We start from the raw sequence: 18,638 nt of genomic DNA, 5'->3' as shown, positions 1-18,638 counted from the left end.
CAATATGAATAGATTGAGTATTTTTCCATCAACTAAATGATTAATTTGCCGTCAATTTATCAAAACTATCCATGACTTGTTGAGACTTCATTATACGTCCATGCCCTTGACCCTGAGTCGTAACCAGGTTGACGTTAGCCATCTCCTGCGCCGCTTTTGCTGACGCTGGGTACTTAGCAAACTTGTCTTGCTCATCATGAACAATAATAGTCTGTGCCGAGCGAGATTTTAGCTTATTAAAAGGATCGATCGATTGCAGAGGGTAGCGATACTGCTGTTCAACTTCACCCACCACCGCATCAAACAGACGCATTGAATAACCTGAACGGGCAATACTACCGAACAAGTTATCTAAGTAATCAAGCAATGGCGCGATCAAGAGCAGCGGTTTGTCTGCCAGCTTTTGATGATGGCACTCTAGTGCAGAGACTGTCCCCATGCTGTGCGCCACCAGCCCAGCGACCTCTTCGACGCTATCAAGGATGGCTTCGAGACCAAGAACAAATGCCGGAATATGTCCATAAGCGCCTTCGCTCTGACCATGAGCAGGGTGATCGTAGGCCAGTGCGGTGTATCCCTGACTGGCAATATGTTCCATCAAAGGAAAGAACTGATTGGCACTGCCTGACCAGCCATGAGTCATCACCCAGACAGGACCACTACCCAGTTGATAGGTTTTAAGCAACCCCTCTTTCGATTCAACTTCGCCAATCACCAGGCCGCCAGGTAACTCATTTTTTGGCGTAGCTCGCGCTGGAGTTAACAACAGTTTTCGCGCGGTGTTCTTAGCGTGTGTTGGCGCAAGTGTATGGTGCAGGCGCGTGGTTAAACTCACTAAGCTCTTCTTAATACTGAACTTATTCGCCGTATTGAAGTAAATCTTCTCACTCATGTTATTGTCCTTATCAAGCCAGCCTCTGACACTTACAAAAAGCGAACGACCGTGCTATTTTTATTTAAATAATAAGCTAAGTAGTGATCCACTTAGCCTAATTCTACTTCCAGTCCGCCATCAGACGCTTTACGCCTTGCCAGAAGTGTTGTTGACTCGCCTGCTCTCCACGTATGGAGTAAAAAAGGTGTGCACTCAGGTACAACCCATACAGTTCGTATATCGCTTGTTTAGGGTCAAGATCGTGGCGAAACTCGCCATTATCGATCCCTTTTGCCACCTGAATGGTTAGGTATTCAATCCAGGTCGCAATTGTCTTCTTCAGTACTTGTTGAGTCGGTGGAGCTTCGCTTCCGGTCTCTTTCCACGCATCGAGAAACATACAACTGCCTTGAAAAGAGTGATTCCAGCCTAACCAGTTATCGAGTAACAAAGTCAGCTTTTCCTCAATGCTAATCGAAGCACTCTCCCGCGCAGGAGCAATCACACGCTGAGTAAAAATCAAATTGGCATACTCGAGCACCGCTATTTGCAGGTTATCTTTGGAGTTAAAATGGGCAAACAAGCCACTTTTAGACATCCCACACTGCTTTGCTAGCTCCCCTATCGTCAGACTCTCAAGCCCATTCTCACTCGCCAGTTCAAATGCCTTACTTAAGATGTTCTCTCGGGTAATTCTGCCTTTACTCATACCGCTCTCTCATTACTGCTAACTCTATTTTTAGCACACTCGTACTTTTTTGCAAGACTGACGATGGATTAGAGGAAGATTAGAGGGACACACACCATAACCTTGGTGAAAAAGACAGGGCATCTTTTCAAAAAGAGAAACAACCTAATGGTGTCTGTCCTTTTAATTCAAATCATTTCATCGATTATCCCTATTAAATCTATCGGTATTTCCCATTAAACAAATGTAATCATTGAAGATATAGTCTTCGTGGGCAGAAAAGAGCTTTTGAATATCCATTGACCACTCGAATGGTTCGATGGCTAGCACGCATTGGAGAGCAACCATGCAGATGTCAAAAAGCTTTTTATTAATTACAGTTGGCTTAGCCAGCACATCTCTACAGGCGCAAACCCTGACAAGAGATAATGGTGCACCGGTTGGTGACAACCAGAATTCAATTACAGCAGGTGAGAACGGCAGTGTGTTACTGCAAGACGTTCACCTGATCCAAAAACTGCAGCGTTTTGCCAGAGAGCGAATTCCTGAGCGTGTTGTGCATGCTCGTGGTACTGGCGCTCATGGTGAGTTTGTTGCATCAGGTGATTTTAGTGACTTAACGGTTTCCGCTCCTTTTACTAACAAAGGAAAAGTAACCCCTGTTTTCGTTCGTTTTTCGACCGTTATTCACTCAAAAGGCTCACCTGAGACACTTCGCGATCCACGTGGTTTCGCCACTAAATTTTATACTGAACAGGGTAACTGGGATCTGGTAGGGAACAACCTGCCTGTGTTCTTCATCCGAGATGCAATTAAGTTTCCGGATATGGTGCACTCTCTAAAACCATCTCCTGTTAACAACGTTCAGGATCCAAACCGATTCTTTGATTTCTTCAGTCATGAGCCGAGTGCGACCAACATGCTGACTTGGGTTTACAGCAACCTAGGTACTCCGGCAAGTTACCGCACAATGGATGGCTTTGGCGTTCACGCTTATAAGTGGATCAATAAGCAAGGCGATGTGAACTATGTGAAGTTCCAATGGAAGAGTCAGCAAGGCATCGAAAGTCTCCGTCCTGATGAAGTAACCGCAATGCAGGGTAAAGATTTCAACCATTTAACTAATGATCTGTACAAAGAAATTGGCCGTGGAAACTTCCCTAAATGGGACCTTTACGTGAAGGTGCTTTCACCAGAGTCCCTCAGCAAACTGGATTATAACGGATTGGATGCGACCAAAGTTTGGCTGAATGTACCGGATCAAAAAGTTGGCACCATGACGTTGAACCGCCTACCAGAAAACTTCTTTTTAGACACTGAACAGTCGGCGTTTGCACCTTCAAATCTTATTCCTGGTATCGAGCCATCGGAAGACCGTTTGCTGCAAGGTCGCTTGTTTGCTTACGCCGATACGCAGCTATACCGCCTGGGTGTGAACTTGTTCCAACTGCCAGTCAACCGTCCTTTAGCGCCAGTGAACAACCATAATCAAAATGGATTGAGCAACAACGCCAAACAAGCTAATGGCGACGTCAACTACCAACCAAGCCGTCAGCTGGCGTTAGCAGAAGATACGCAGTTTAAAGCGGTTGAAACCAAGCTCGTTGGTTCTGTTCAGCAGAAAGCGATCAGCAAGCCTCGCAACTTCTACCAAGCCGGTGTGCTGTACCGCAGCATGAATGAGCAAGACCAAAGTGATTTGATTGCCAACTTAGCGGGTGATCTGAACAAGGTAATGGACAAAGAAGTTAAAGAGACCATGGTGAGTTACTTCTATCGCGCAGATAAGGAGTACGGATCGCGTCTGGCTGAGGCGACGGATACCAACCTCACGCAAGTTAAAAACAAAGCAATGATGTAAGCATTAAGTTTTGACCTGCGGGAGATTTAACTGCTCTTTTCTGCCCGAAAATCAGGGCTCCCGTGGGTCATTTTCAACATCTGTTAGTGAGGATGAGTCAATGAAAACCATGTTTTTTCTCAGCGCTATTTTGTTCTCTCTGTGCTTCTCGATGAACTTGTTGGCAGCCGAAGATAAGCTAGAAGAGGAATACCAATCTCTGGTCGATCTGTTTTTTGATGCCGCGCGTATTGGCAATAACGAAGTGGTCGATACATTTGTTTCTCAAGGCTTTCCAGTCGACCAGCGTAACAACCAGAGTTACACCGCGTTAATGGTGGCAGCTTATCAAGGAAACAGAGCAACCGTTCGCTTACTGCTCGACTCTGGCGCAAATGCTTGTCTGCAAGATAAACGCGGTAATACCGCATTAATGGGAGCACTCATCAAGCGCGAAATCGGCATTGCTAAAGACCTCTATCAAGCGGACTGCTCACCCGAGCTACGCAATAAAGCGGGACTTAATTTGAGCGAGTTTGCCGAGATCTATGGCCAATCCAGTGTACTGAAATCGCTTCAGCACTGATTGTTCTAAATTCGTGGAGCGCTATTAGCGAAGTAAGCAAAACCGATTAAATGTGCCGAAAACATTTAGCGTAATCGCGTCTGTCCTTTCTATTCCGTCATTGATAACTGGTTAGTCTCTGTTCTATTGTACATTCACAAAGCTAAAAAAATTTTTTAGTTCATGTCGAAAATGGCAAAGCGAAAACGTCCTTGAGTATGAAACAACAAACCAAAAGGAAACTAACCATGAAATACATGCTGTTGCTTTACGCTGCACCAGACCAAGAGCCAGCATTTGGCACCCCAGAATTCGACAAGATGATGGAAGATTTTGCCACTACCTCAGAAACTTTCGAAAAGGATGGAGTACTTGTTGGCGGTGAGGGGTTACAGGAAATTGAAACGGCCACCTCGCTGCGGATCAAGTCCGGTAAGGTAGAAACCATGGACGGCCCCTTTGCAGAAACTCGTGAACATTTGGGCGGATACTATATCGTTGATGTTCCTGATCTGGACGCCGCACTACGATGCGCAGAAATCATTCCTGTGGCTAAGTTTGGCACCGTCGAAGTTCGTCCATTGTTGGATTACAACGAAGCTGGTTAACGGATGAATAACGCCAGTTCAAAAGCCATCGCTGTCAGTCATGTTATTAATGATGTCTTGAGCAAAGACAGAGGACGGCTTTTGGCTGGGCTTATTTCACGCCTTGACGATTTTCAGTTGGCGGAGGAAGTCTTACAGGAAGCGTCGATTGCTGCGTTGAAGCACTGGACTCGATCCGGCCCGCCTGATAACCCTTCGGCCTGGCTACTGAGAGTCGGTTTAAACAAAGGCATCGACCATTTTCGCGCGCTGAAACGAGAGCAACGTAAAACGGAAGATCTTGCTGAGATTTTCACCGGTGGTCAGGTGTATGACGTTGCCGAAACAATTCCGGATGAACGTCTGCGCCTTATCTTTACCTGTTGTCATCCAGCCCTGGAAGAAAAATCGCGTATCGCTTTGACCCTGCGTACGGTCTGCAATTTAACGACCAAGGAAATTGCAGACGCTTTTCTTGATAACGAACCAGCGATGGGACAGCGATTGTATCGCGCGAAGGCAAAGATCAAAGCCAAAGGAATTGGTTTCTCTATCCCAGATGCCGATAGATGGCATGACAGACTGGACACAGTGTTAACCACCATCTATTTGATATTCACCACTGGCTACATCATAGAAGCAGAGTGTCCACGTTCACTATGCCAAGAGGGTATCTTTTTGGCCAGACTACTGAACAAGCTGAGACCCAATGACCCGGAAATCGAAGCTGCACTTGCATTAATGTTACTAACCGATGCGAGAAGCACTGCGCGAATAAATAAAGATGGAGCTATAGTGCCTATCGAACAGCAGAACTCGACACTATGGCATCAAAACAAGATTGATGAAGCTCACCACATCCTTACCAATGCCATCGAACGAAGACAACCCGGGCCATTTCAGATAAAGGCTGCGATTGCCGATTGCCATATGATGAAGCCCAGCCCCGACTGGTATCAGATGGGTTTGCTTTATCAATCCCTATGGCAGTTCGAACCGACTCCGGTTGTAGCCTTGAACTGGGCAGTAGTGATAGCAGAAACAGGTCATCCAGAACCTGCACTCAATAAGCTGGACCAGTTAAAAGAACAGCTTAAAGATTACCAACCCTGGTACGCAGCACGTGCGCATATTCTCAGAAAATTAGGAGACAAATCTCAGGCTGGCATTTTTTATCAACTGGCAATTGAGAAGGCACAAAATGAGGCGACACGTAAGTTTCTAGAGCTGGGCTTACGAGCAGTCAATCAATGAGCGTTAAGCGTTGGGAGTCACTCTTAAACACATCCTACAACGCAAGCTTAAACCCTTCATGTGTTGCTTTAAACCCAAGCTTTTCGTAGAACCTGATTGCATCTGGGCGCTGCTTGTCACTTGTTAACTGAACGATTGTACAGCCTTTGTTTTTTGCCAGTTCGATAGCATGTGCGAACATTTGCTCGCCGAAACCTTGTCCACGGTAGTCACTATGAATTCGAACACCTTCGATAAGACAGCGCCAACTACCAATATGCGTCAGGTAAGGAATAAAGGTAATTTGAAGCATTCCGACTAGAGAGTTTTCCAGTTCAACAACAAGTAATTCGTTGTTTGGGTCTCGTGTAATTGCTTCGAACGCTTCAAGATAGGCACTATTCAACGGGACAGAGGCATCTTCTCTTTTACTACCAAGTGGGTCATTTGAAAGCAAAGCAACAAGGCTTTCCAAATCTTCAAAATCGGCTGAACGATACTTTAATTCCATCTATCGATCCTTATTACTTCTGACTGCTAATGCCAAATAAAGTAGTGGGCAAGGTTACCACCTACCTAAATGATTGTGCCGTAAACACTAAAGCTGAATCAAACCGAAAGTGCCGAGCCGTTGGGAATCACTCTTAAATGCTTGTTATGTAATCCTGCGCTTCAGTTATTTCGGTAAAATCTAACTTACACCTTTCAGTATGCATACTGTATAGATCACAGATGATAATGAAGTTATCGCCAATCTACTGTACTGCTTGGCGAGGTCGTTTGGCTCAAAATCAACTGTTACAGACCCTATTGGTAGACCTTTGTCATATAGATAACAAGCGATGACTGCACTCATATAAAGAGACACAAATAGCCCAGGATATAAAGTACTATGATTTACAACCTGATATATGCCACGCCCAATGACGATTGAAACTAAAGTTAGTACACATATCATTTGGGACTGCCAAGTTAAGTACTTATGAGGCCATATTATTCTATTTCCAACACACTTCCGCACTAAAAGACTCCTAAACTCCATGGGTTACATAACGCCTTGCTAAGTTGCAGCTAACGACCACAACACTAAAGCAAAGCCACGTAATCACTGAACTCAACCAAACCAAAATCGCCGACTGTTAGCTGTCTGCTTGAGCAATTTGTTAGTAGCAAATCTTTCGACGTTGCTGAAAACAAAACAATAGTACGACACCCAAGGCAAAGCTAACCACATGACCAACCTTTGGAAGGTGATGTTCGCTGAAAATCAGATCTAAAGCGAACGCAGGTAAAATTGTTAAAACTAAAATAGCCAGCGCCAACTTACCTCTAATCTCTCTTCTTAGGTACATGGTAAGCCCAACGGCAGCTAAAGCTAAAATTGCTTGCGAACCGCCAGTCCCCAAATTCCACGGTTCAGGTACCGTGAATGTACTGGCAAAAGTGCCAACTGAACCCGCAATAAACCAAATCGATAGAAAAACGCCAGAACCTATTTTTCGTTCAAAAACGCAGCCAAGCGCAAGCAATGAAAAAGCGTTATAGATCATATGGTATTGCTTGACGTGAATCAGCTGAGAAACTACTAAACGCCATAACTCTAGATCTAATATGTGCTTATATGTGAAGCCTCCAAAAGGCTCTAGCTCCGTAATATTGATCTTACCGAACAGCGAACCAGATATTTGAAAATTCACACCTAGAGATATAACTACTGTTGAGAAAACCAACACTAGTGTTGCGTAAGGTATACGCCTTTTTGTCACGTTTTTCTCCTTGCTACTAACGCTTATTAGCACACAAAGTGCACGACTAATCCGCTGATGTACTGCACTTCTAATTGCTAAATATCTTCAGATACTATCACACAAGCCTATGAAACTAGTGGATTAAATAGCTGAGAACGTGTCACTTATCTCGCAATTAGGCGGCAAAGTGTCTGCTAATTATTGAAGTGGTTCGGGTGGAAGTAGACTGGGTGCAAACTCAGTGCAATTTGGGGCACTTGTCGTTGATGAATAGTCAGCTTTCAAGACCGGAAAGGTATCATTAATACTGGACAGCAGTTCAACTGCTGTCCTTAAATCACGAAGGCTTGTGATGTAAGAGGCTGACACCATGCAGCCTCTTTTCGTCTTTAACCTCTTTTATTCGTTTGGTTCTCTTCTCATTACCACTCGACCCACCACCAGCAATATCATGCTTAGCAATACGAGGATGTTGATACTGCCGCCACTACCACCGCCAGAGTGCGTCGGTGCTGGCTGGCTAAACATCGGCTGATTGTTATCCGCACGGGTTGGTGTCACCGGTTTGTTCTGTTTCACCTCACGGGCGCTTTGTTCTTTCAGTACTCTCGATTGGTTTTTACGCTCGATACCCAGCTGCTGGAATACGTCTTCTTCTACCACTAACAGCGAGGTGTAATCCGTTAACAGTCCATATTCCAGCGCTATATCTTCAATCGCCTGCTCTTTGTCACTGTCTTTTTGCTCCAGGTAATCCATTTGCTCCTGCAAGTCACGAATCGCTGAAAACGCCCACATTCTCTCAAGTTCTGGATGCTCAATGGCTGAATCTGGCAACATCACTTTAGTGCGGTATTGTTGCGACGTTCCACCAATGTCCATGGTCAGCTTGATATCCGCTTCACCGCCTTTGAAGTAATGACCAAACACCGTCAGTTGTTCACCACGATAAAGACTGCTGATTTGCTCTGGAGTCAGGTCTTTAATTTTCACGCCATCAATATCAAGCTGGATATTACGATAGGCCTGATAGGTCAACTTGCTGGTGATGTTCATCAGGTGGCCGATGATGTCATCCGCGTTCGATACTGATGTCGCCACCCCGTTCGATAACTTGGTCATTGGTACCAGTAGTGGTGTGTTAGCGCTGTTACCCATGATGAATGTAAACAGTCGTACATCATGTTTTTCCATCAGTTCAAAGAAACGACGCTTTTCAGTTACACCCACATTGGCCACACCATCTGTCACCAGCACAATACCGGTAGGACGATCGTCATCCAGCCTGCGAATAGCGGCAGACATACCTTCATAAAGATTGGTGCCATTGCTCGGTTCAACCTGCTCGACTGACTGCAATGCTTTGCTGACATTGGTCGGGTTAACCGCTACAAAGCCGCCGGTTAAATCATAGGTATTGTTATCGAACATCACGACACGGAATCTGTCTTCAGCAGGCAACTTACCCAGCCCCTGACGCACACCTTCGACCAGCGTTGAATACTTACCAGACATAGAGCCTGACTTATCCAATACGAACACCCAGTCACGCCCTTGTGTTACTCGGGTCAGATCATCACCTGGTGTAAAAGTCAGTTTCACCGTGCCGCGCTTAGATGTTTCTGGATCGCGGTAAGCCACCATATCAACTCGGCCCGGTAAGCCATCTTGTAAGCGCCAGTAGAAAACCACGTCCTGATCGAGCCTCATCGAAGCTTGGCCAGTTTGTTGAGACTCGCCCTCTCGCTCGGTCTTGTCGATGTAATTACCGATGTTCGCCGTCCAGATTGTATGTTCACCATCCGCTTGCTGAGTAATCACTGCCGAAGGGTGTGCAGGCAGCCTGACACCATCAACGGGATAAGAGGAACGTAATGTCACATTGAACGAGAAATCCTGTTCTACTTTATCGTTACGGGTCCAGAAGCTGTTTTTTGCTTCATCCACACCGCCTTCTTCCAACGGGTAGACGTAACGTCCAATGCCATGGTCCAACAAGGCATCTTGCATATAGACCAGCTTCACCTTCACGCTCTGTTGCGGCTGTACTGGGTACACTCGGATATCAAAGGTTTTGTATTGGTCTTTTTCTGTCAGTGCTGTGGCGTTGCCCTGCGCTTTTTGGTCGTCGTAAATCTTACGGGCTTTTTCCTTAGAGACGGCCTCGGCAATGACTGGCGAGCCGTTAATCCAATAGATAAATTCGCCCACAACGGCTTTTTGAGGAACAGGGAACGAGTACAACGCTTCCAGCTCTGCGTCATTGGGGTTATAGAACGTCTGTTCAATCGACGTAGTGGCGTAACCGTCCTGAATCGCTACCTCAACATGGTGTGACTCAATCTGAAGAGCTTTGTATTGGCCGTTAACGGGTTTGAGTAATCCAGCTGCTAGTGCCTTCGGTGAAAACGCAGCGATAAGTGCAGTGATAAGCAAAACGCCCCAAATGGCGTTTTGTGAGATCATTTTCAGTCGGTTCAACATTACTGCCTCCTTTACCTTCTGTCATCAGAGAATCTTTCTCCTGTTGCTCAGTAGGTTGCACTAAGGCAGTAAAGTGACAAAGCGCATCGGGCAAAGTGGCAAATAGTAATACTGCAGGTATTATCCGGCGCGACTTTTAGCTGTGTCGTCCCCTTTTTCAAACTCATCAAACAGCGGGAAGGTCCAGCGACGCATGGCAACCACCATCGAGGTACCATGTCGCTCTTCCATAGGTAAATCGCTGTCGCTGTTACACGATTCATAGAATTCTTTCACCAGACGCTGAATGCGCTGTTGGAACTTGTAGTTGGCAGGTAAAGACATTAGCCCGGTCGACATCACCAGTTTCTCGTCATCTTTAGAAAAGTGCGTGTGGAAGAAGGTTTGTATTACCTGTTGTTGGAAGAACTGCTGGATGGGCCCTCCTGCAATCCAGGAAAACGACGGGGAGACCTTGAGTTTGATGCGATTACCCGGCATCAATTCAATCACCTTAATGCGATCAAGATGCGCCAGTTTTTGAATGAGTTGAGGCTCATCGAGATTATACTGGGCCAGGATCTGTTCAAACCGATAACCGTTAGTGATACAAACGGCGACCAGCAGTAACGCCTTATCAGCCACTAACTGTTTTTCCTGCTCCCAAGTCAGTGCAGAAAGGTTCTGACTCTCTTCTTGAGCAAGTTTAAACAGTGCCGTCATTTCGAGACCAATTAGATTACACACCGCAGACAAACGATCCAGGCTCATGCTGCCACCGTTTGAGAAAAGGCGCTTCACTGAGCCTTCACTCAAATCCAGCGCTTTTGCGACATCCTGATAATTCACACCATGTGACTTTAACTGTTTCTTCAGCGTCTGAATGACCTGCTTACACTCTGACATTATCTCTCCTTGATTCACCACTTAACTTTAAGCGGAAACCGATAACGAGTACCTAAGTAATCATATTTACAAATAGCCAGACCAGATTAAAGCATTAAAGGGACACACACCTTAACCTTCGTAAAAAAGTAAGTCACTTGTTCAGCTCACAGACAATAAACAACGTAGTGGCGTCTGTCCCTTGTAATTCATTACCAACACAGTACAAGCATCGACGCACGCTGCTGACATTAATTAGAGTTCTAACTAAAATTTAGTGACAACAATCATAGCCCCCAATCAAACCCACCGCTAACAACCACTCAAAAACTAAAGTTAAGTCAATAAAACATAAGCTCATGTATTGTTTCTAAGGACTAAAGCGTGAAGACTACGTCTGCTATAAATTTTCACCAACAATCTTATTGAGTAAACCTTTAGTTTTAACTCTAAATATTAGCACTCAAAACATTAATATGAGAAATTTCGTGATCTGAATCACAAACAAATGGCGTAAAAGGGGCTATCACTTGCTATTGGGGACCTATCTTGCGTGATAATGAATGTGAAATTTGTTTAGAGCACAAAGTAAATGCACATTCCTATGATCGTTTCAGCACCTTGGGTAGCTTTTCCAGAGATCGGAGAAGAGACCGGAAATTTAGGTTCGTTTAGTGAGCCTAGCGCGGATGACGGTGATGACATCTTTAATCTCATTGCCGAATGCCCACCTCTTGATACTAATTCCTCCTATTGCAATTTCCTGCAATCAACCCACTTCCGTAAAACGTGCCTGATCGCTCGTCATGAGAGTGAAGTGTCCGGTTTTGTTTCTGGTTATCTAAAACCGGAAGAACCAAATACTCTCTTCGTATGGCAGGTCGCGGTTTCTCCAAAACATCGTGGTAAGGGGCTTGCGTATCAAATGCTCAGAGCGCTTCTTTCAAAAGAGGCTTTGCAGGAGGTGAAGGCTATTGAAACGACGATCACTCGTGATAACGGGGCATCCTGGGCATTGTTCAAAAAGATTGATGCTCAGAATGGCAATCAAGGCAGCGTTTCGACTTTTCTCGATCAAAAGACACATTTCAAGGGTAAACACGATACGGAGTATTTGTATCGAATCCCACTCAATACAATCAATCACGAAGATAGATAAACGGTCTAATCATGGATATTTTTGACAAGAAAGAATCACAAGTACGATCTTACTGTAACAGCTTCCCTGTTGTTTTTACCAAAGCAAAAGGTTGCTGGCTCGAAACCGAGTCAGGAAAAAAGTACCTAGACTTTCTTGCTGGGGCTGGCTCGCTCAATTATGGCCACAATAACCCAATATTTAAGCAAGCATTGCTCGATTACATTGAGGCTGACGGTATTACTCACGGGCTCGATATGCACTCAAGCGCAAAAGGAGAATTCCTCAAAGCCTTGCAAAGTTATGTTCTTGGTCCAAGAGGGCTCGACTACAAAGTTCAGTTCACTGGACCAACTGGAACCAACGCAGTTGAAGCAGCATTAAAGTTAGCCAGAAAGGTGAAAGGACGCAGTTCAGTGGTTGCGTTTACCAATGGTTTTCATGGTTGTACGGCTGGCGCCTTGGCTGCCACAGGCAATCAGCACCATCGTCAGGGCGCAGGGGTCAATCTAAACAACATCACACGGCTGCCTTTCGAAGGTTATGCTGACATCGATGGTCTCACACTGTTTGAAACCATGCTCAACGACCACTCCTCGGGTCTGGACAAACCTGCTGCAGTGCTTGTCGAGACGGTGCAAGGTGAAGGTGGGCTTAATGTCGCCTCAGATAAGTGGTTGCAACGCCTTAGCAGCCTGTGCAAACAAAACGACATCTTGCTGATTGTGGATGACATCCAGGCAGGGTGCGGTCGAACGGGCACCTTTTTCAGCTTTGAACCATCAGGAATAGAGCCTGACATGGTGACTTTATCCAAGTCTATTGGTGGCTATGGTCTGCCAATGGCCGTTGTACTGATGAAACCTGAACTGGATGTTTGGAGTCCCGGTGAACACAACGGAACCTTTCGTGGTAACAATCACGCCTTTGTAACCGCCACCAAAGCGCTCGAAATGTACTGGGCTGACAGCAAACCTTTCGAACAACATATCGCCAATTGTTCTGCCTTAGTTGCCGAGGTGATCACCTCTACTTTAAACCGCCATTCTGGTTTGTTTGTGAAGCAAAAAGGACGTGGAATGATGATCGGCATCGAGTGTTGTACTGGGCAGTTAGCAAGTGAGATAGCAAAAACATGTTTTGAGCATGGCTTAGTGATAGAAACGGCTGGGCCGGATGATGAAGTCATCAAATTTTTTGCGCCACTGACCATTACCGAATCAGAGTTGAAACAAGGCTTAGAAATCTTCCAAAACGCGGTTGAAGTCGTCATCCAACAGCAATTCAAAAAAGCATCGTAATAAGGGAAATCAATGATTGTTCGTACATTAGAAGAATGCCGCGATAGCGAACGCAGAGTCGCGTCAGAAACTTGGGAAAGTGTCCGTATGTTGCTTAAAGATGACAACATGGGCTTTTCATTTCACATCACCACTATTTTTGAGAATACAGAGACGCATATCCATTATCAGAACCATTTGGAGTCGGTCTACTGTATGAGTGGTGAAGGTGAAATCGAAGTGGTTGGTGGCAAGACCTACCCAATTAAACCGGGAACGCTATACATTTTAGATAAGCATGATGAACATTACCTTCGCGCTTACCAGGGTAAAGAAATGGTCATGGCGTGCGTGTTTAATCCGCCAATCACGGGAAAAGAGACTCATGACGAAAATGGTGTCTACCCACTGATTGAATAGCTACTCGCATAAGCCGGGCCACTAGTAGGCCTGGCAACACTCTCTAAATACTATCAACCACAAGGACCTATCATGACTTATACCGTAGAGAAAATCGGCGGTACTTCAATGACAGCATTCGATGCTGTTCTAGATAATATTTTGATCAAAGACAGCGATGAGCAAACGTATAACCGGGTATTTGTGGTATCCGCTTACGGCGGGATCACCGATGCCTTATTAGAGTGTAAAAAAACAGGTAAGCCAGGTGTGTATCAACTGGTGGCACAACGAGATGAACGTTGGAAGCAAGCGCTGGATTACTTAGAGCAAAGAATGCTTCTTGTGAACGAGAATATCTTTGCCGATCCCATGAACCGTCTTCGCGCAGATAAGTTTATTCGCTCACGAATTGCTGAAGCGAAATTATGCATCTCAAACATACTGGAAACTTGTCAATATGGGCAGTTTTCACTTCGCCACTATCTCCCACAAGTCAGAGAATTTCTTGCTTCTATTGGTGAAGTACACAGTGCCTATAATACGGCATTGAAGCTCAAAAACTGCGGTGTCAATGCAACGCTTGTTGATCTGTCAGGTTGGGATACACAGATACCAAAGAGCCTGGATGATTGCATTGCTGATGCGTTTTCCGGCATAGATGTAAGCCAAGAGTTACCTATCGTGACGGGCTACGCCTCTTGTGAAGAAGGGCTTATGTCGACTTATGATCGTGGCTATAGCGAGATGACGTTTAGTCGAATTGCATCAATAACCAAAGCTGATTTGGCCATCATTCATAAAGAGTACCACCTAAGCTCCGCCGATCCACGTGTTGTTGGTTCTGCAAGGGTGAGGCCTCTGGGTGAAACAAACTATGACGTCGCGGATCAACTTGCCAATCTGGGTATGGAAGCGATTCACCCCAATGCAGCGGCAGGTCTGCGTGAAAGTGGTATTGAGCTTCAGATCAAAAACACTTTTGAACCTCAGCATCCAGGGACACTGATCTCGGGCGCTTTTCGCCCAACAATGGATAGAGTAGAGATTATTGCGGGCAAAGAGAAAGTGTTTGCTCTACATCTGTTCGACCAAACTATGGTCGGTTGCGTTGACAACGTCAGTTACGAACTTATGCAAATCATCACCGATACGCGAGTGAAACTGGTGGGCAAGGAGATGAATGCGAACTCCATGACCTACTATCTCACTGGCAGCAGTGAAGCATTAAATCAGGTACTGTACAAAACGGAGAAAAGGTTTCCCAACGCTAAAATTAAAGGTCGAATGGTTGCACTGCTATCGGCGATTGGGTCGCAATTTGATACCAACCAAGCGCTTGCGAAAGGTGTATTGGCGCTTATGGAGAAAAATATCACACCTATCGCCGTTCATTCTTCCGTAAGAAATGTGAATGTTCAGTTTGTTGTAGATGACGATGAGTATCAACCTTCCATTTGCGCATTGCATGAGGTGTTTTTTGATCAGCAAACTCAAGTACGCAGTGTGGCGATTTGATCGTTAACTAGTTACTTTTTCACAAAGTCTAATGTGAATGAAAAAGTCTGATCTAATCTGCGGCCTTTCTAACTTGAAAGTGCCGCTCCTTCTTACTTAGTGAGCCTTTATTTAGTATTGAAGCTAGACTTAACCTCATACTTACTCAAAAGGTCAGCTTCATTGACCTGTCGTCCTCAGCCTCGAAAAAGCCGGGAGACTATTGTGAAATACAGCTTTAACTTCGAAGACGCTAGTCAGATATTTGTTGGGGCGTTTGCGCTCGCGGTCCCCATCTCTTTTTCAGAAGAGGCTTGGCGTCTGGGAGAAACATTGCCGTTACAAAACCTATTCATGTTGTTCTTGTTGTCGCTGGTTTTTCTCACCTTATACACTTTTGAAAGTGTCTTTCAACGTAATATCGCTAATCGTAAATTTGTTTTCGTATTGCGTATCGTTGTCGCCTATTTCATCACAACTTTAGTAGTTATGCTGGTTCTATTTTGCATCAATAAGCTTCCGCTGTTTTCAGAGCCGCTGGTTGCGCTCAAACGAGTCATCATTATTTCTATGCCAGCGTCAATGGGAGCAATTGTTGTCGATAGCTTTGATAAGGAGTAGTAGATAAGAAATGAGTGAGTTTTCTCACAGCTGGAGCTATGGTTTGATACGAACGAGTACTCACTAAGTTTCGTTAAAGCCTTAAAGGGACACACACCATAATCTGGCTGTGAAACGTCAACATTCTCTGCCATCAGACATAAAAAAACGGATGCATTGGCATCCGCTTGGTTTCAATCTCTGGCTAGCTTAATGACCCGAAGATAACAAATCCGGGTTAGTCACAAGGTTGCGAACACCATGAGCATGGTCTTCATCAAACGCATTGTCTCCTAGCCATTGTGCGACTGAGGCGATGTCTACTTTCGCCACTTTTGGTCGCACGCTCCAGGTCACTTGCAGTGGTGACGCTTTTTCATTGTAGCCAGGGCCAGTGGTTGAGCCGGCATATTGAATCGGCTTGCCAGTGTTTGTCGGGATATTTAGCGCTTGATAAACACCATTTTTCACCTCAAATTTAGTCAGATCGACGAAGTTTAGTGCCTTTTTATCGTTAACAACCACAAACACCTGCGTTTCTACGCGTAATTGCGGATTAGTAATTGATTCACTCAAACAAGAGCCGAGCGTCGGTCCTGGCTTAACCTGAGCCGTTGAATGAACGTAGTGAAGCTCAATAGTATCACCCGGCTCTAGTTGACCATGGCCTTTCGCTCCGACCGTGCCTTTAAACGGCTTAAGCTCAGCGTCACTCAACTTACCGTTATAGACATAGCCAGTATTGTAGCCTTTGCCATCACCATTACCTGCGTAGACGTTAAATTCACCGCCCTTATGCTCAGCATTTTTGTGAAAGTGAATATTGCACAGGTTCATTTGTGTGTATTCGGGTGCTTGACCAAAGTAACGGGTATTGTTGCCAGTCAGGTTGTCGATATCTCGTGGAGACTGAGGGCCAAATCCTTTCCCTTGAGTGTTTTCGGCCAGCATTGCGCGTTGTTGTGCAATAACACTGTCGGCAACATCATGACCGTTTGAGGCAATAGCGGCTTGCGGAGCGATCACAAGTACAGAAGACAAAAGTAACATCTTATTCATATGCAGATTTACACCTTTTCGATTATTATGAAAACAAATGAATATATAGGTGTTAGGTTTCTGTGTGCGTAGAAAAAGTGTGAGCTTTTGTGAGAGTGAGTAGTCGATTCCAATTAATTGTACGGGGTTGCAAACAAAGCAGCAGATGCATTGGGTTTCGCTAAGTTTGCTAGTCAGTCAAAGGCGAATGATACCGACACATTACCCCTGGCACCAATTGGCTTATTCTTTCGGTAGGTGACCTGTCTGTTTGGCAAGCTTTTGCATAGCCTCTGCAAATGTTGTTGTACCGCCTTTAGCTTTAACCTGTACCACCTTATAGCCCATTTTTTCCAGCGCTTGGCGCTCTGCCAAAACCGCTTGATCATCTTGTTGGCTGCCCGGTGCTGGCTGGTGAATGTAACATCCCTCTAGTTGACCATCTTCGACCAGTTGGTGGTGTTTCAGTGCATTGATATCAAAATTCATAGTAAATCTTTTTGTTTTAAATGGAGAACGACTGTGGCAAAGCCGCAAATATCTATAATTTCATTGTTTGTACCATAAGACATTCTAACCATAAACAGCCAATCCACATACAGTAGCCATCAGGTGCGCTTTACCTCCCCTTGGAGCAGAGCTGACCACCCCAACTCTCACTTATTGAGCCATCTCGCAAATCCCACCTCCAATCGCCTGTTACAGTACAACAACTTGATTTAGATTCGCCCTTTTAAAGGGGTTTACTGATATATGTTGGCTACTTTTAGCTAAATTTTGTCGTTATGGTAAGTAAGAAAATTCAAAGTATTGAGCTTGGACGCGTGATCGCTATTTTGGCGATCGCAGCCATGCATTGTCAGATGTTTTTGACCTATTGGCAGATCGATGAGACGCCTTGGTTCGGCTACATTTTTAATCAGGCAACTCGCTTTGCGGTCCCGCTGTTTTTCCTCATATCCGGTTACCTGATCCAACCCAAATTGGTCGTAAAGCCGGGGGAAACATTACAGCGCTATGTTTCTCCTCTGCTTCGTGTCTTTATCGTTTGGAGTGTGATCAGTTTGCTGATGCCATTTAACTTAGCAACCGTAATGAAGTCTGGTTATCTGGCTGAACGTCAGGGTTACTGGGGCTTTCTGGCACAAACTCCGCTTAACTCGCTGCTTGAAGGCGGGCTCGTTCATCTGTGGTTTATTCCAGCGCTCATCTGCGCAGCAGCCATCGCGGCATTGCTGGCTAAACTCGACAAGCTGGCACTGTTTATTCCTATCGGCGCGATACTTTACCTTTACGGGGTTCTGGCTGGCAGTTATCAGGCTATTACCGAGCTGCCAACACCATTCTTCACGCGCAATGGTCCGTTCTTTAGCACCTTGCTCTTCGCGATTGGTTTTATGATTCGTCAGCGCCAACTGTCTATCACAGCGAAACAGGCACTCATGCTCGCAGGGGCGGGCATGGTACTGCACTTCGTTGAAGCCTGGCAGCTCACTCACGTTGATCAGGCTTTTAACGCCAATGACTATCTGTTTGGTACGTTTATTTGGGGCACAGGTTGCTTTATGTGGTTACTGGCTAAACCTGAAGTCGGTAAAGGATTGTGGCTAACTGATCAATCCAAGTATGTGCTGCCGCTGTATGTCGCCCACCTGCCAATGATCATTGTCATGATGAATGTCTCGGGCATGCTGGCGTTAACAGGCTTTGCTAAAGACATGCTGGTACTGTTTGGCGCAACTTTACTGACTTTCTTATTGGTCAAAGGTTAGAGAAAACACCTTTGTATCGACTGCTATTCAG

General features: G+C 45.3%; 17 protein-coding genes and 1 pseudogene. 10 read left to right on the top strand and 8 right to left on the bottom strand.

The window, feature by feature from the left end; genetic code table 11:
• Positions 1-40 precede the first annotated feature (40 nt).
• Together RH46_RS08720 and RH46_RS08715 are read right to left on the bottom strand one after the other, a co-directional pair.
• A complete protein-coding gene (locus tag RH46_RS08720) occupies positions 41-892 on the bottom strand; it encodes an alpha/beta hydrolase (protein WP_006879050.1) in 852 nt (283 codons plus the stop codon).
• Positions 893-995: 103 nt separating this feature from the next.
• Positions 996-1,583 (bottom strand): TetR/AcrR family transcriptional regulator, encoded by a 588-nt coding sequence (locus tag RH46_RS08715; protein WP_006879049.1) that lies wholly within the window; start codon positions 1,581-1,583, stop codon positions 996-998.
• A 325-nt stretch (positions 1,584-1,908) separates the two neighbouring features.
• On the opposite strand from RH46_RS08715, the gene katE1 reads away from it, so the two are divergent.
• The 4 genes from katE1 (at position 1,909) to RH46_RS08695 (ending at position 5,808) form a co-directional block, all read left to right on the top strand.
• Positions 1,909-3,423: a catalase KatE1 gene (gene katE1, locus RH46_RS08710; RefSeq protein WP_006879048.1), complete on the top strand. Its 1,515-nt coding sequence runs from the start codon at positions 1,909-1,911 to the stop codon at positions 3,421-3,423.
• 100 nt (positions 3,424-3,523) lie between these two features.
• Positions 3,524-3,988: an ankyrin repeat domain-containing protein gene (locus tag RH46_RS08705; RefSeq protein ID WP_006879047.1), complete on the top strand. Its 465-nt coding sequence runs from the start codon at positions 3,524-3,526 to the stop codon at positions 3,986-3,988.
• Positions 3,989-4,215: 227 nt separating this feature from the next.
• Positions 4,216-4,575, top strand: a complete 360-nt coding sequence (locus tag RH46_RS08700; protein ID WP_006879046.1) for a YciI family protein — start codon at positions 4,216-4,218, stop codon at positions 4,573-4,575.
• A 3-nt stretch (positions 4,576-4,578) separates the two neighbouring features.
• Positions 4,579-5,808 carry an RNA polymerase sigma factor gene (locus RH46_RS08695; protein ID WP_006879045.1) on the top strand — a complete coding sequence of 410 codons (1,230 nt, stop codon included), beginning with the start codon at positions 4,579-4,581 and terminating at the stop codon, positions 5,806-5,808.
• Positions 5,809-5,842: 34 nt separating this feature from the next.
• Here RH46_RS08695 and RH46_RS08690 read toward each other — a convergent pair whose 3' ends face one another.
• The 4 genes from RH46_RS08690 to RH46_RS08675 all read right to left on the bottom strand — a co-directional run bounded on the left by RH46_RS08690 (position 5,843) and on the right by RH46_RS08675 (position 10,904).
• Entirely contained in the window at positions 5,843-6,298 is a 456-nt protein-coding gene (locus RH46_RS08690) for a GNAT family N-acetyltransferase (protein WP_006879044.1), read from the bottom strand.
• Positions 6,299-6,950: 652 nt separating this feature from the next.
• Complete coding sequence (locus RH46_RS08685) at positions 6,951-7,553, bottom strand: rhomboid family intramembrane serine protease (RefSeq protein WP_006879043.1); 603 nt, start codon at positions 7,551-7,553, stop codon at positions 6,951-6,953.
• A 381-nt stretch (positions 7,554-7,934) separates the two neighbouring features.
• On the bottom strand, positions 7,935-10,019 hold the full coding sequence (locus tag RH46_RS08680) for a VIT and vWA domain-containing protein (RefSeq protein ID WP_006879042.1): 2,085 nt from the start codon (positions 10,017-10,019) through the stop codon (positions 7,935-7,937).
• A gap of 120 nt (positions 10,020-10,139) precedes the next feature.
• A complete protein-coding gene (locus RH46_RS08675; protein ID WP_006879041.1) occupies positions 10,140-10,904 on the bottom strand; it encodes a helix-turn-helix domain-containing protein in 765 nt (254 codons plus the stop codon).
• Positions 10,905-11,487: 583 nt separating this feature from the next.
• Here RH46_RS08675 and ectA point away from each other — a divergent pair.
• The 5 genes from ectA to RH46_RS08650 all read left to right on the top strand — a co-directional run bounded on the left by ectA (position 11,488) and on the right by RH46_RS08650 (position 15,818).
• Positions 11,488-12,042, top strand: coding sequence for a diaminobutyrate acetyltransferase (ectA, locus tag RH46_RS08670; RefSeq protein WP_174263842.1), 555 nt, complete (start codon positions 11,488-11,490; stop codon positions 12,040-12,042).
• A gap of 11 nt (positions 12,043-12,053) precedes the next feature.
• Positions 12,054-13,322: a diaminobutyrate--2-oxoglutarate transaminase gene (ectB, locus tag RH46_RS08665; protein ID WP_006879039.1), complete on the top strand. Its 1,269-nt coding sequence runs from the start codon at positions 12,054-12,056 to the stop codon at positions 13,320-13,322.
• A 12-nt stretch (positions 13,323-13,334) separates the two neighbouring features.
• Positions 13,335-13,721 carry an ectoine synthase gene (locus tag RH46_RS08660; RefSeq protein ID WP_006879038.1) on the top strand — a complete coding sequence of 129 codons (387 nt, stop codon included), beginning with the start codon at positions 13,335-13,337 and terminating at the stop codon, positions 13,719-13,721.
• A gap of 72 nt (positions 13,722-13,793) precedes the next feature.
• Complete coding sequence (locus tag RH46_RS08655) at positions 13,794-15,218, top strand: aspartate kinase (protein WP_006879037.1); 1,425 nt, start codon at positions 13,794-13,796, stop codon at positions 15,216-15,218.
• Between the two features lie 204 nt (positions 15,219-15,422).
• The gene (locus RH46_RS08650; protein WP_006879036.1) at positions 15,423-15,818 is read left to right on the top strand and encodes a DUF2391 family protein; all 396 of its coding nucleotides are present in this window, start codon (positions 15,423-15,425) and stop codon (positions 15,816-15,818) included.
• 189 nt (positions 15,819-16,007) lie between these two features.
• On the opposite strand, the gene RH46_RS08645 is transcribed toward RH46_RS08650, so the two are convergent.
• The gene (locus RH46_RS08645; RefSeq protein ID WP_006879035.1) at positions 16,008-16,856 is read right to left on the bottom strand and encodes a delta-class carbonic anhydrase; all 849 of its coding nucleotides are present in this window, start codon (positions 16,854-16,856) and stop codon (positions 16,008-16,010) included.
• Between the two features lie 222 nt (positions 16,857-17,078).
• Positions 17,079-17,324 carry a hypothetical protein gene (locus tag RH46_RS08640; RefSeq protein ID WP_006879034.1) on the bottom strand — a complete coding sequence of 82 codons (246 nt, stop codon included), beginning with the start codon at positions 17,322-17,324 and terminating at the stop codon, positions 17,079-17,081.
• Between the two features lie 296 nt (positions 17,325-17,620).
• On the opposite strand from RH46_RS08640, the pseudogene RH46_RS08635 reads away from it, so the two are divergent.
• A pseudogene (locus RH46_RS08635) lies at positions 17,621-18,638 on the top strand (acyltransferase); the annotation flags it as partial.

This window comes from Vibrio brasiliensis LMG 20546, assembly GCF_000189255.1.
GTDB classification, from domain to species: domain Bacteria; phylum Pseudomonadota; class Gammaproteobacteria; order Enterobacterales; family Vibrionaceae; genus Vibrio; species Vibrio brasiliensis.
This window is presented reverse-complemented; position numbering and strand designations above follow the sequence as displayed.